Genomic DNA, 14,074 nt, shown 5'->3' with positions numbered 1-14,074 from the left:
ACAGCTGTTGAATTCATATTTAGACCGATAGAGGCAATAAAAATTGCACACATCAAAATCGCTGTATCTCTCAATCGAACATGAAGGTCATCGTATAATTTCTCACGGTATTCCCGTGTTGAATAATTTCCGTTCATTGGTTACTCCTTTTATTTCATATAATCTTGTTTCTGCATGGATGATGGTAGAGAGACTTTTGTCCAATCTTACATATGTTTCTTCTCACCTGTTATACTTTTGAAAATTATCCTCTAAGTATCCGTCAATCCATCCTTAACATTATATCAAAAATTTTACAGTCTTTCTCTGAAGAAATCTATCAATTTAACAGATAGAGAAAGAAACTTTTGTTTCCTTATCCAAAGAACAAAAGACTGCATCTCCTGAACCTTGATACTATGCGTTTTATTCTTTATAATTTAGCTATTTCAAAATTACAAGTTCTCCATTCTTAATTTCCCAAACTTGGTCAAACTTACTTAATAATTCGTTTTGGCGATGTAAAGTAACAATGACGGCACTTGGTAGTTCCAGAACTCTTTCCAATTCCATTTTAAACTGATTAGTATCCAAGGCAGAGAAAGGTTCGTCTAGGATAAGCAATGGATTTTTACGATTTTTCTCACGATTTAAATACATTCGTTGTTGCTGACCACCTGACAGGGATTGTGGTGGAATTTTTTCAAAATCTTCTTCTCTGAATTTTTCATTGAAACTATTGAATAGCGTTACATTATTTTCATAACTCGAAATAAATGTATGTTCTTGTTGCAGAATCATACCGAATCTTCCCCAAAGATGGTCCAAAACAAGCCCATCTAGCACAATTTGTCCTTCAAAATCTTCATCTGTTCCATTTAAAATGTTGAGAAGACTACTTTTTCCAGAACCATTCTTACCAATAAGCGCAATTTTATCCCCTTTTTGAATCGTAGCGGAAGTAATTATCAATTTTGATTCTCCCAGTTGTTTGGAAATGTTTTTCAAAGTAATCGTATCAAAAGAATGTTGAGGTGCTTGAACTGAAACGGGTCTCCCAACAATGTTTTGAAAACTCTTGATTACAGGCTTTACGGACTCTAACATTTGTAAATCATAAAGGATTTCCTGTATTGGTTCAGAAAAAGCATTAATATATCCGAAACTCGCCACCACCTCAGGAATACCGAGTTGCTGGTGAGATAGAGAGTAGGCTAAATAAATAAACAGAACAAGACTAATGAATTCAAAAGAAACACCTGTCAATAATATGCCTGTAATTTTTGTCAAACCATACTTAAAATACTTATCCTGCAAATTCTTTAGAGAGCTCTTTTGTTGATTCAAAAAATGCGACATAGTTAGTTTATTTACCAAATGATGTCCCATGAGCAAATCCTCCAAAGTTCGATAGTAATCTCCTTGTTTTTTCAAGTAAACCTGTCTACGATTAGCGGTCAACTTCCCAACGATTTTAGGAATTTGAATACTAATTCCAGTAGAAAAGATTAAAATCAGTGATACAATAGGATTAATTGTTCTGCTAATAATGAAAGCGTAAATGATGATACGTAAAATTTGTTTGATAAAACTCATCAATGGAGGAAGGTAATCCTTTTCCAACGAATCTAGGTCATTAGATTGATAGGAAATATACTCTGCTACTGTTTTCTGCTTGAAATCGTGGTGACTGAGTCCCAGAAGTGAACGAAACCACTCATTTTTCAAAGTAGTCGAAAAGATAATCCCCTGCTTCCAATCAAGTATCATTTGGATATAGTTACAACTCAAATAGCCTGCCACTGACATAGAGTAACCATATAGAGCTACTTGATAATCCCCTTTGATTAATGCCTGCGTGAAATACGGTAACAAAGCTGTGCAGATATTCGATACTACACCAAAAAGAAAATTAAAGAAGAGATACCATCTAATAGTTTTAAGATATGGTAGCATATACGATACTCCTTGCTAATGCGTTTTTTTTTTTACATATCGCAGAACAATCTCTACTATTCCCTATTTCAGATAGTGCGATACTCGGACATTGAGTGCAATAATTGTAAATCACACAAGTACTGCAGTTTTTACTATCATTCAAAATAAAAAGAAAGCTGCAGTTCTTTTAATCCTGTATCAACGATTCATTCTGAAATCGAATAGGAGACATTTCCCAAGTCTACAATTCACTTCATCTCAAATTAATTTTTGTAATTCACCCTTAGTTTATAGATTTTATAGTCAACAAAAGTATAAAGCATACAAAACTTCACTTTGAACCAGTATTTATACTATATTCCGTATTAAAAATTCTATTATTGGTTTTGTAAAAAACAGTCTTCAAATATCCTGAAATATAGCAAAAAGAGATTGGGTAAAAACTCATTGTCTCTTCTCACTCAAGGACTAAGTTCACTTGAGTAAACTGAATCCGCACTATCGTTCCTTTTCCAACCTCAGACTCGATACGAATCTGGTGCCCCAGTTCTTCAGAAATTTTCTTAGATAGGTAAAGGCCAAGGCCAGATGACTGCTGGGTTAGGCGCCCATTATATCCTGAAAATCCACGTTCAAATACTCGGAGGACATCACTGTTTTTTATCCCGATTCCCGTATCCTTGATACAAAGCTCTTGCCCCTCCATATAAATCTCCAGACCACCTTCATTAGTGTACTTGAGACTGTTTGAGATAATTTGTTCAATAACCACTAGCAGCCACTTTTTATCCGTCACGATTTCTTTATCAAGGTCATGTAGATTGACATTTAAGCCTTTTTGAATAAAGAAAAGAGCATATTTACGAATTATTTCCTTGACCAAGTCCTCAATTTGAACCTGCTTTAAGACCAAATCATCATGGAAACTTTCTAAACGCAGGTACTGTAAAACTAGATTGGTATAGGAATCAATCTTGAAAATTTCCTGTTCTAATTGCTGCTTCAGTTGGCGGTCGGCTACTTCTGCAACTAAGAGTTGACTAGCTGCAATGGGGGTCTTAATCTGATGGACCCACAAGGTATAGTAATCCAGCAAATCCGTCAGTTTTCTTTCTGAATCTGACCTCTGCTGATAGAGTTCCAGCTCACGAGCTTCTAATTTTTCTGCTAAAGCTACTTCCAACGGTGATTTGGCTTCTCTCTCCTCGTAGAGAACTTCCTTGCGATAGACCTGCATCTCCACCAATATGTCCCAAGTGAAAAATAAGATGGTTACAAAGCAACACAAGAGGAAAAAGTAGAGAAAGTAAATTCCTAAACTAGCAAATAAAAACTGAAAGAGTAAGAGCAGAAATGCTAAAGCAAGCAGATAGACAAACAGACGACTACGGGAGCGCAGATAGGCTAGAAAAAATTGTTTCCAATCAAGCATGCTTTAATCCGTACCCTATTCCTTTCTTGGTTTCGATAAATCCTACCAAGCCCTGCTCTTCCAATTTTTTACGCAAACGAGCCACATTGACAGAGAGGGTATTATCATCAATGAAAAAGTCACTGTTCCAAAGTTCCCGCATCAGGTCATCACGCGCTACGATATTACCCGCATGCTCAAACAGCACTCGTAAAATCTGGAATTCATTCTTAGTCAAATTCAAGACTTGGCCTTGATAATGTAAATCCATGGATTTGGTATTGAGGATCACACCGGCATATTCCAGTAAACTTTCGTCACGCCCAAACTCATAGGAACGACGCAACAAGCCCTGAACCTTGGCTAAAAGAACCTGCTGGTCAAAAGGCTTGGTCACAAAGTCATCCGCCCCCATATTGATTGCCATGACAATATCCATAGCCTGGTCTCTCGAAGACAGAAACATGATGGGGACCTTGGAAATCTTGCGAATTTCCTGACACCAGTGATAGCCATTAAACAAGGGCAAACCAATATCCATGAGGACCAGATGAGGCTCCGACTGGACAAAAAGACTCAAAACTTCCATAAAGTCTTCTACCAGCACCACTTCAAATCCCCATTCAGAGAGCATTTTCCCGACCTGTTGACGAATGACCTGATCATCTTCTACTAATAAAATCTTGTGCATGCGCTCCTCCTTTTCTATTATTATAACAGATTTTTCCATGCTAGAAGGTCTGAAACTGAATTTGAAAGAGCTTGTTTTTAGCCAACAAAGCAAGACAATCCTACTAGCTAATTTGAGGGAAATTTGATAAGATAAATACAAAGAAAGGAGTTCTTATGCCCAATATTTTTGGCTATCTGAAAGATGTCGCACACGATTCCTTTTACGACCTACCTTTGAATGAATTAGATGTTTTAGCCTTAACAGAAACAACCTACCTCTCCTTTGATAATCTGGTCTCCACAAATCCTCAGCGACTTTTAGACCTGGCACCTCAGGTTCCAAGGGAGCCTAACATGTTGACTAGTAAAAATCGCCTCCAGCTATTAGATGAACTAGCTCAACACAAACGATTCAAAAATTGCAAACTCTCCCATTTTGTCAACGACATCGACCCTGAGCTGCAAAAGCAATTTGCAGCTATGACCTACCGCCTCACTCTCGATACCTATCTGATTGTCTTTCGTGGGACTGATGACAGCATCATTGGCTGGAAGGAAGATTTCCACCTAACCTATATGAAGGAAATTCCTGCTCAAAAGCACGCTCTCCACTATTTAAAGAAGTTTTTTGCCCACCATCCTAAGCAAAAGGTCATTCTGGCTGGGCATTCCAAGGGAGGAAATTTAGCCATCTATGCTGCTAGTCAAATTGAGCAAAACTTGCAAGATCAGATCACAGCAGTTTATACCTTTGATGCGCCTGGTCTCCACACAGAATTGACACAAAGCGAGGGCTATCAAAGGATAATGGATAAAACCAAGGTCTTCATTCCACAAGGTTCCATTATCGGTAGGATGCTGGAAATTCCTGCCCACCAAATCATCGTGCACAGCACTGCCTTAGCTGGCATCGCCCAGCACGATACCTTTAGTTGGCAAATTGAGAACAAGCACTTCGTCCAACTGGATAAGACCAACAGTGATAGTCAACAAGTAGACACAACCTTCAAGGAGTGGGTAGCAACAGTCCCTGACGAGGAACTTCAGCTCTACTTCGACCTCTTCTTTGGCACCATTCTAGATGCTGGGATTAGCTCCATTAATGACCTATCTTCCTTCAAGGCTATTGAACACATTCATCATCTCTTTGTCCAAGCGCAATCTCTCACTCCAGAAGAAAGGGAAACCATGGGACGCCTCACCCAGTTATTAATTGATACCCGTTACCAAGCCTGGAAAAATAGATAGTAGCTTTCAAAAATCAAATGTATATAAAACAAAAGACCTAGAACACAGACTTTCATGTGCATTCTAAGTCTTTTTTAATAAAATCTAACTACCAAATAACCCCTTTATAGGCTAACAAAATGATAACTAACAGCAGAACATACAAGGCAAGGAAGAGCCATTTCATCTTGACACAGAGCGCTACGTACTCCCGAATAAAAGCAGATGGTATGTAGTAGCCTGCCGTCCTACATCCGAGGCCATCTCCCTTCATATTTAACTTACGCGCATAGGTACTGGTACGAAAAACATGATAGTCATTTGTAACAAAGAGGAATTGAGGTTTGGCTACCAGTTCCTCACCAAGTTCCTTAGAAAAGAGAAGGTTCTCGTAGGTAGTCCTTGATTGATCTTCCAGAATAATCGCATCTTGGGGAACATCTGTCTCTTCAAGAAGATAGTTTGTAATGGCCTGCGCTTCAGAAATCTTCTCATCTCCTCCTTGACCACCACTGGCAATGATTTTGATATGAGGATTCTTAGACTTGTGATAAGCTTCCACTGCCTTATCAATTCTCCTCTTCAGCAAAGGTGTTACCTTTTCTCCGTCTAACAAACCTGCACCATGAATGATAATAAAATCATAATGCTTCTTCTTAGGAATAAAGAGATACAAGATAGAGTACAGAATAAAAGCCACAAAAGCAAAACCAAAAATAAAGTAAGAATAAGCAATAAATGCAAATAAAATATTTAGAAAGTGATTGGTGTAAAATAATTCATGTCGTCCTCCCAATCGAAATGACATCAAAGCAAAAAATAGCAAAATGACTATTCCAAGGAGCATGGAGAGATAATTAGCCTTTGAACGTCCCTCTCGCTTCAACAAAATGACCCCATTATAGATTAGAAAGATGCCACTTAGAAAAAGCAAAAAAGGAAGTAAAATAAAGGGAAATATAAAAAAAGCGAAATGAATCTTCTCATACCCATTTTGATAAAAAAGGTAGCCTAGATAAAAATAACTGGAAATGAGGGATAATAAGAATAATACTGGATTCCACAAACTTCTATTATCCTTCCAAAATGACACTATAAATGCTAATACAATTCCTATAACGAGATACATTTCTTCCTCCTTTAATGATTCTATTTTATCACAATTTTACATAGAGAAAAAGAGGGCATCTATCCCTCTTACTCCTTCATTTGACTCTCTGCATCGGCCACAACTTGTTCTAGACTGGTCTGACCAAGTTCAGCCTCCATAGCCAGCTGGATTCTCTCCAATTTTTGATCCAAAACCTCATGAATATGAGCTCCGACTGGGCAATTTGGATTTGGATTGTCATGGAAACTAAAGAGTTGACCTGTCTTGCCAAGACACTCTACAGCCTGATAAACATCTAATAGACTAATATCCCTGAGGTCCTTGACAATCTCTGTTCCCCCTGTTCCACGCGCTACTGAAATCAGTTCTGCCTTCTTCAACTGGGACAAGGTTTTTCTGATAATGACAGGGTTAACCCCAACACTAGCAGCCAGAAAATCACTGGTCACCTTGCTTTCCTTCCCCTTGAGGGCAATGATAATCAGCATATGAGTCGCAATGGTAAATCTACTTGGAATTTGCATACTCTTCTCCTTTTTACGAGGCCACCCTGCCTCTACTCTTCTGTTTCTTTTATTATACCCTTTTTAGTTGTAATGTCAATCATTACCACCCTTCAACCAGGCATCTAATTCCCTATCATAACCCTCTTTCTGGGCCAATTCTCTCAGAAATTCCTGATGATGGGTATGGTGAATACCATTGACCAGACTTTCATAGTAAACCTCAAAATAAGGAAGTTTCAGGTCTTTAGCCAGTTGCAATTCAGCTGCCACATCGTAGTCCACTCGTCGGAAGTCCATATCTACCAAGCCCTTGTCATCAAACTCTAAAATCATATACTGGGCCCGTAAGTCTTTCCGCAACTGGGCATCTAGAAAGAAAGGCTGGCCAATTGAACCCGGATTGACAATCAATTGCCCACCAGTCCCGTAACGAAGCAACTGCTGGTGAATATGACCATAAACAGCAATATCACAAGGGGGATTGGTCACCAAGCGGTCAAAATCCTCTTGCGCTCCAGTATGAATCAACTCTCGCCCCCAGTTCTTATCAGGAAGATGGTGGCTAATTCCCACCGTCAAATCACCAAACTGACGATGAATCTGGAGAGGTTGATTGTGGAGCAGTTCAATTTCTTCTAGGGAAATTTCCTCTAAAACATACTGGCACTGGCGCAAGAGATAGCGTTGACTGGGACGAGTACTATCCAATTCCTTACGGACACCATGCCAAAGACTGTCTTCCCAGTTTCCCAAAACTCTAGCCGTAATCGGTAGTTGAGCCAACAAGTCCAAAATCCTTCTACGCCCTGTCCCTGGCATGAGAATATCTCCCAGAAGCCAGTATTCATCCACTCCTAGCTGCCGAGTATCTGCCAAAACAGCCTCCAAGGCTGTAGTATTTCCATGAATATCTGAAAGAAGAGCTATTTTTGTCATATTCATCTCCTCGTTTTTTCTCTTGCAATAAGTATAACATAAAAAGTCACAGCTAGAGAAATCTAGCTTTTTTTGATATACTAGATAAAGATATTAAACAAGAGGAAACGAATGACCCCGAATAAAGAAGATTATCTAAAGTGTATTTATGAAATTGGCATAGACCTGCATAAAATTACCAACAAGGAAATTGCTGCTCGTATGCAAGTCTCTCCCCCTGCCGTAACTGAAATGATTAAACGGATGAAGAGCGAAAATCTCATCCTCAAGGACAAGGAATGCGGTTATCTACTGACTGACATCGGCCTCAAACTGGTCTCTGAGCTCTATCGTAAGCACCGTTTGATTGAAGTTTTTCTAGTTCATCATTTAGACTATACAAGTGACCAGATTCACGAGGAAGCTGAGGTATTGGAACACACTGTCTCTGATTTATTCGTGGAGAGACTAGATAAACTACTTGGATTCCCCAAGACCTGCCCCCACGGAGGAACCATTCCTGCCAAGGGAGAACTCTTAGTTGAAATCAATAACCTACCACTAGCTGACATCAAGGAAGCTGGCTCCTATCGCCTGACTCGGGTGCACGATAGTTTTGACATTCTCCATTATCTGGATAAGCACTCACTCCACATCGGTGACCATCTCCAAGTCAAGCAGTTTGATGGCTTCAGCAACACCTTCACTATCCTTAGTAAAGACGAGGATTTACAAGTGAATATGGACATTGCCAAACAACTCTATGTCGAGAAAATCAACTAATTTCTCAAGTCCCCTACCAACCCTGAAAATTTGATTTTCAGGGTTTTATTTTTATCATTTGATTTTGCTTTCATTTAGTTGTATAATATTTGTTAAAAAAGAAAGATATTTTAATATATGAAAAAATCACTAAAAATTTTTGCGACATCCAAATGGTTTGACCTCTTTGGAGTTGCTCTGGTCGTTGGGATTGCGATTGCATCTGGTTACCTCAACTCCCGCCTCGATAAATTTGTAGACTGGGGCCCATGGACAGCTCTTGTTCCCTTTGGATTGATTTCCGTAACCAACGTTGGGATTTCCATGTTGTCCACTCGTTTCACGGGGAAATTAAGCAAATGGGGAAACTACTTTGGTATTGTTAATACCATTTTGTCCGGTGCTATTGATTATATCCTTGGAAATAAGGCGGCCATCATTACCTATCCCGTCACCTTCCTCATTTATACCTTTGCTATTAAGAAATGGGAAGCTTCGCAAGAAGGCAGACCCAACCAAATGAGCCAAAAACAGCTAAAATTGGCGGCCATCATCATTTCAATCATCGCCTTCCTCTTTGCCTTTGTGGCCAACTATATCGGCTATGGAGGAAAGATGAATCTCCTTGCCTACGTAACAACTATTGCCTTTGCACTGTCCCTCATTGCCAATGCTTTTAACGCATTGAAACTAACAACTCAGTGGGGCTTTTGGTTGATTTACAATTTCGTTCAGCTGACAAAAGCTGGTATTCAAGGAAATTTTGCCAATATCGGAAAATACATCTTTTATATCCTCAATGCAATCGGAGCTTTATTTGTCTGGAATGATGAAGAAGTTAGATAATAGAAGAAAACTCAAATAAAGAATACTAGCCAACTTAAGATAATCTCCCTTCTGATATTTTTATCATTTTACTTGTAACTCCCATTCGTTTGGAGTAGAATGAAACTAGATAAAAGAAGGAGGTCTTGTCATGAAAAAACTCTTTAGAATCCATTTTGTAGCAATTGCAGTCATTGATTTGCTACTATTTGCATTTTTTACCACTAGACCCGAGACTTCTTTGGAGCAGCTCCTGCTTTCTGGCTTCATTTTTATCCTTGCTCAAGGACTCCTGCTATTTCGCTTGGTTGTCCGACTCAAACATCAATTCGCTGAGATTTATCCTCAAATCAATAAAAAGATTCGCTTCTACTATTTAGGAGTTCTCTCCATTGATTTTCTATTTTTTGTCCTTTTAGCCTTCGTTAGTTCTCAGCGTTTTTCATCTCTTATGCCAATCATCACTGCTTGCCATTCTACTTTTTATTATAGGACAGCGGACTACCTAAGAAACAACTATCCAGACTTTTATGACAAACGCATTTCTTTATGGGAGTGTCTCTAAGGAAAAGGAGGGGTTATCATGAAAAAAATCATCTCCATCAAAACCATTCAACTCCTTATCATAGATGGAATTATGCTGGCATTTTTGACATTTAAAGGGGGGCTTACTTGGGATTGGATGTTGATTTATAGCGGTTGGCTCATTTTCTTTCATCCTGTGCTATTGACCTATCTTTCCAACCAACTTTGTGACCACTTTAGTCAACTCTATTCCCAGATTAGACCAAGATTCTGGGGTTTTACCTTACAAATCCTCCTATGGGATATCCTGATGATTCTCTCCTTGATATTTTTAAGTGGTATCCCACTTTTCCTTCAGGGAACTCTCCTAATCCTAGGACACCTCATCCCTTCCTATCACATAAGCCAAAGTTTGAAAAGAGACTTCCCCAAGGCCTATCAAGAAACGATTTCTTTTTTGAGTATTTTATGATAGATAAGAAAAACCAAGCCGGCCGGGCTTGGTCTTTCTTATCTATTTTTAGTATCAAGGATAATGGTAACTGGTCCGTCATTGACCAGCTCAACTTGCATATCCGCTCCAAAAATGCCTGTCTGAACGGGCACTTCTTGCGCTAATTTTTGATTGAAAGCATCATAGAAGTCTGATGCCATATCAGGCTTAGCTGCCCCTGTAAAGGCTGGACGATTGCCTTTCTTAGTATCCGCAAAGAGGGTAAACTGAGAAATGGAGAGGATTTCTCCTTCAATATCCTTAACAGACAGGTTCATCTTGCCTTCTGCGTCTGAAAAAATCCGCATGTTGACCAATTTTCTCACAGCATAGTCCAAATCTTCCTCTTGGTCCTCTGGTCCAACACCAACCAGCAATAAGAGTCCCTGATTGATTTTCCCCTGAACCTGACCTTCGATAGTCACTTGGGCTTTTTTAACCCGTTGGATAATGATTTTCATAATAGCCTTTCTAGTAAGAGCTAGGACAATTAGCCATTGGTCCGTTTAACAGAGTAAACTTCTGGCACACTCTTAATCTTGTCCACAACCGTAGTCAGCGTCGAGAGGTTAGCAATGCCAAAGGATACATGAATATTAGCAAATTTCATATCCTTGGTTGGTTGAGCGTTGACCGTTGAAATATTCTTGGTTGTGTTTGAAAGAACTTGCAGTACATCGTTCAACAGTCCTGTACGGTTGAGGCCGTAGATATCGATATGAGCCATATACTCCTTATTTGAGCTAGAGTACTGGTCTTCCCATTCCACATCAAGGAGACGTTGCTCGTAGTTTTCTTGGGCACGCAGGTTCATACAATCCACACGGTGAATAGCCACACCACGACCCTTGGTAATGTAGCCAACAATATCGTCACCAGGCACGGGATTACAACACTTGGCAATCCGCACTAGGAGGCCTGAAGCGCCTTCAATGACCACACCACCCTCATGCTTGACCTTGAGGGTTTCTTTGTTTTCAACCTTGATCTCGCCACCTTTGACAAGTTCTTCTGCTTCAGCCTTGGCCTTGGCACGTTCTTCCTCACGGCGTTCCTTTTCAGTCAGACGGTTAAAGACGGTAATAGCACCGATTTCGCCAAAGCCAATGGCCGCAAAGAGTGATTCTTCTGTCTTGTAGCTAGTCTTTTGCAGAACTTGATCCATGTGGCGCTTGTCCATAAATTTATTGGCCACATAGCCGTTTTCTTGGAACTGGGCCACCAGCATCTCACGCCCCTTGTTGACAGACAATTCCTTATCTTGATTTTTAAAGAACTGACGAATCTTATTGCGCGCCTTGCTGGTCTTGACCATATTGAGCCAGTCACGGCTCGGCCCAAAGGAGTTCGGGTTGGTGACAATTTCAACCTGATCCCCTGTCTTGAGCTTGGTTGTCAGCGGAACCATACGGCCATTGACCTTGGCACCAGTTGCTTTTTCCCCAACTTTTGTATGGATTTCGTAAGCAAAGTCAATCGGTCCTGAATCTTTTGGAAGTGAACGGACAGCTCCATCTGGGGTAAAGACGTAAATCTCCTCAGCCAGATAGTTTTCCTTAACTGAATCAACAAATTCCTTAGCATCATCGGCCTGGTCTTGGAGCTCCATCATCTCCTTGATCCAGTTCATCCCAATAGCAGATTCCTTGCTGTTAACCTGCCCCTTGATGCCCTTCTTATAAGCCCAGTGAGCCGCAACCCCGTACTCAGCCACCTCGTGCATTTCCTTGGTCCGAATCTGGAATTCAATCGGCCCTTTTGGCCCATAGACAGTCGTATGGATAGACTGATAACCATTGGCCTTGCGGTTAGCAATATAGTCTTTGAAGCGACCTGGCATTGGTTTCCAAAGTTCATGCACGTAACCAAGCATGGCATAAACATCACTTTGGGTATCTAAAATACAACGAATGGCAATCAAGTCATAGATTTCCTCAAAACGTTTTCTCTTATCCTGCATTTTGCGGAAAATCGAGTAAATATGCTTGGGACGACCGTAAATCTTCCCTTTCAAGTGACGATTCGTCGTATAGTCTTCTAGTTTCGTAACTACCTCATCCACCAAGGCTTCACGCTCTCTGCGTTTTTCCTTCATCATATGGGTAATCTTGTAAAACTCCGTAGGATTTAGATAACGGAAAGATAGGTCTTCCAATTCCCATTTGACACTGGAAATCCCCAGACGATGGGCAAGCGGGGCATAAATTTCCATGGTTTCTTTGGAAATACGCTCCTGTTTGTCTTTTCGAAGATGTTTCAGGGTCCGCATATTGTGCAAGCGGTCTGACAGTTTGACCAAGATAACACGGATGTCCTCAGACATAGCCATGAGCATCTTGCGATGATTTTCAGCCAACTGCTCCTCGATCGATTTGTACTCGACCTTACCAAGCTTGGTAACCCCATCAACGATTACCCGCACATCAGGGCCAAACTCTCTCTCCAAATCATCCAAGGTCGCATCTGTATCTTCTACCACATCATGCAAGAAACCACAAGCTACCGTTACAGCATCCAGCTTGAGCTTAGCTAAAATACCTGCCACTTGGATGGGGTGAATGATATAAGGCTCACCTGATTTACGATATTGACCACTATGGCATTCAACGGCGTAAACCAAGGCCTTATGGACAAAAGCAACATCTTCTTTTGATAAATATTTTTGCGTTAAAGCGACAACCTCATCGCCCGTCAAATTCACTTCTTTCGGCATCTCTACTCTCCAATTCTTCCTACCATTTTATCACTTTTTTAAGAATATGAAAACTAGAAAAGAAGGATTCCACCCAAAAGAAAAACCAGTTACCTATCTAGGATAGGTAACCAGTCTTCTTCTTATATTTTCAATAGACAGGAAGTATTTTCTTCTAATACAAGTTTATAAAAAGACTTTAACTTCTAGTATCATTTTCAACAGATTTTAAAAACTTACTTGCCAAGTATGCAAAAAGAATTGAAAATGCAATCAGAATTATCCATCCAACTAGAAAATTAATTAGTACATCTTCAGTGTGAAAGTCTCTAGTTTGAATACTTCCACTCCCCCCCTGTATGGAAATATTAGCCAATTCTAAAAATCCATCATAACCATATCTACTCACTGTAAGAAAAGAGAAAAATTTTAAAACACCATCCAAAGGAAGATTACCTGAAAATAGGAATTGTAATAAAATTACAAAGGGCATGACGGTCATGGCCTGTTCAACATTCTTGACTAGCGACGAAACAAATAAGCCCAAGGCATCCGCAGAATAAATCATTAAAAATATAGTAAGAAAATAAGAAATAAAGCGCAAAATATCATTATCAAATGTAGTTGAAAACTCAGCAATCTTGCTACCATAGAATAAAAATAAGATGCTTGAAAAAATGACGGTTTGAATTAAGGAGATGATTCCTTGGAATAACATATGAGCAAACATATAAGATGATAAGTTCATTCCTCCTCGATACTCATGCTTAATAATATCCCTCTCACGACAAATCAAAGTAATAGAATTAAACATTCCAATCCAGATACAAGCACAAACAATAATAAACGAGGTCTTGGCTATTCTATCTCCAAAACCTGCGCTACCAGAAACTATACAAGTAATGAGAGCAATTATTGCTGTACTGACAAATGCATACCATCCATTTGAATTTAAGAAATTGCGTTTAAATTTCCCTAAATAGATTAACACCTGTTCTTTATTCGATACGTAATTCAT

14 protein-coding genes and 1 pseudogene are annotated in these 14,074 nt (G+C 39.6%); 5 read left to right on the top strand and 10 right to left on the bottom strand.

The annotated features are described in order from the left end of the window. The 4 genes and pseudogenes from MK480_RS07735 to MK480_RS07720 form a co-directional block, all read right to left on the bottom strand. Window positions 1–137, bottom strand: a pseudogene (locus MK480_RS07735) (DUF389 domain-containing protein); the annotation flags it as partial. A gap of 286 nt (window positions 138–423) precedes the next feature. Next, the gene (locus MK480_RS07730) at window positions 424–1,935 is read right to left on the bottom strand and encodes an ATP-binding cassette domain-containing protein (protein WP_004242726.1); all 1,512 of its coding nucleotides are present in this window, start codon (window positions 1,933–1,935) and stop codon (window positions 424–426) included. Window positions 1,936–2,374: 439 nt separating this feature from the next. Next, entirely contained in the window at window positions 2,375–3,349 is a 975-nt protein-coding gene (locus MK480_RS07725; RefSeq protein WP_268707471.1) for a sensor histidine kinase, read from the bottom strand. Then, a complete protein-coding gene (locus MK480_RS07720) occupies window positions 3,342–4,019 on the bottom strand; it encodes a response regulator transcription factor (RefSeq protein ID WP_000548991.1) in 678 nt (225 codons plus the stop codon). The genes MK480_RS07725 and MK480_RS07720 overlap by 8 nt, the downstream gene beginning before the upstream one ends. Before the next feature lie 155 nt (window positions 4,020–4,174). On the opposite strand from MK480_RS07720, the gene MK480_RS07715 reads away from it, so the two are divergent. After that, complete coding sequence (locus MK480_RS07715) at window positions 4,175–5,248, top strand: DUF2974 domain-containing protein (RefSeq protein WP_268707470.1); 1,074 nt, start codon at window positions 4,175–4,177, stop codon at window positions 5,246–5,248. An 88-nt stretch (window positions 5,249–5,336) separates the two neighbouring features. Here the strand turns inward: MK480_RS07715 and MK480_RS07710 are convergent, their stop codons facing one another. The 3 genes from MK480_RS07710 to MK480_RS07700 all read right to left on the bottom strand — a co-directional run bounded on the left by MK480_RS07710 (window position 5,337) and on the right by MK480_RS07700 (window position 7,780). Further along, window positions 5,337–6,356, bottom strand: coding sequence for a YdcF family protein (locus MK480_RS07710; protein ID WP_049521210.1), 1,020 nt, complete (start codon window positions 6,354–6,356; stop codon window positions 5,337–5,339). A gap of 68 nt (window positions 6,357–6,424) precedes the next feature. Next, entirely contained in the window at window positions 6,425–6,862 is a 438-nt protein-coding gene (locus tag MK480_RS07705) for an Rrf2 family transcriptional regulator (RefSeq protein ID WP_268707469.1), read from the bottom strand. A 75-nt stretch (window positions 6,863–6,937) separates the two neighbouring features. Next, window positions 6,938–7,780 carry a metallophosphoesterase family protein gene (locus tag MK480_RS07700; protein WP_268707468.1) on the bottom strand — a complete coding sequence of 281 codons (843 nt, stop codon included), beginning with the start codon at window positions 7,778–7,780 and terminating at the stop codon, window positions 6,938–6,940. Between the two features lie 111 nt (window positions 7,781–7,891). Between MK480_RS07700 and MK480_RS07695 the strand changes: the two genes are divergently transcribed. The 4 genes from MK480_RS07695 to MK480_RS07680 all read left to right on the top strand — a co-directional run bounded on the left by MK480_RS07695 (window position 7,892) and on the right by MK480_RS07680 (window position 10,343). Continuing rightward, window positions 7,892–8,542: a metal-dependent transcriptional regulator gene (locus MK480_RS07695; RefSeq protein ID WP_268707467.1), complete on the top strand. Its 651-nt coding sequence runs from the start codon at window positions 7,892–7,894 to the stop codon at window positions 8,540–8,542. 117 nt (window positions 8,543–8,659) lie between these two features. Beyond that, the gene (locus MK480_RS07690; protein ID WP_247942508.1) at window positions 8,660–9,367 is read left to right on the top strand and encodes a nicotinamide mononucleotide transporter; all 708 of its coding nucleotides are present in this window, start codon (window positions 8,660–8,662) and stop codon (window positions 9,365–9,367) included. Between the two features lie 130 nt (window positions 9,368–9,497). Then, on the top strand, window positions 9,498–9,911 hold the full coding sequence (locus tag MK480_RS07685) for a hypothetical protein (RefSeq protein WP_268707466.1): 414 nt from the start codon (window positions 9,498–9,500) through the stop codon (window positions 9,909–9,911). 18 nt (window positions 9,912–9,929) lie between these two features. Continuing rightward, the gene (locus MK480_RS07680) at window positions 9,930–10,343 is read left to right on the top strand and encodes a hypothetical protein (protein WP_268707465.1); all 414 of its coding nucleotides are present in this window, start codon (window positions 9,930–9,932) and stop codon (window positions 10,341–10,343) included. Window positions 10,344–10,381: 38 nt separating this feature from the next. Here MK480_RS07680 and dtd read toward each other — a convergent pair whose 3' ends face one another. From dtd to MK480_RS07665, 3 genes are all read right to left on the bottom strand, one after another. After that, window positions 10,382–10,825, bottom strand: coding sequence for a D-aminoacyl-tRNA deacylase (gene dtd, locus MK480_RS07675; RefSeq protein WP_042751579.1), 444 nt, complete (start codon window positions 10,823–10,825; stop codon window positions 10,382–10,384). A 29-nt stretch (window positions 10,826–10,854) separates the two neighbouring features. Then, window positions 10,855–13,077 (bottom strand): RelA/SpoT family protein, encoded by a 2,223-nt coding sequence (locus MK480_RS07670; RefSeq protein WP_268707464.1) that lies wholly within the window; start codon window positions 13,075–13,077, stop codon window positions 10,855–10,857. Window positions 13,078–13,255: 178 nt separating this feature from the next. Beyond that, window positions 13,256–14,074: an ABC transporter permease gene (locus tag MK480_RS07665; RefSeq protein WP_268707463.1), complete on the bottom strand. Its 819-nt coding sequence runs from the start codon at window positions 14,072–14,074 to the stop codon at window positions 13,256–13,258.

Source organism: Streptococcus mitis (assembly GCF_026782895.1).
Lineage (GTDB): Bacteria > Bacillota > Bacilli > Lactobacillales > Streptococcaceae > Streptococcus > Streptococcus mitis_CB.
The sequence above is the reverse complement of the archived record's forward strand: the minus strand, read 5'-3'. Positions and strand labels throughout refer to the sequence as shown.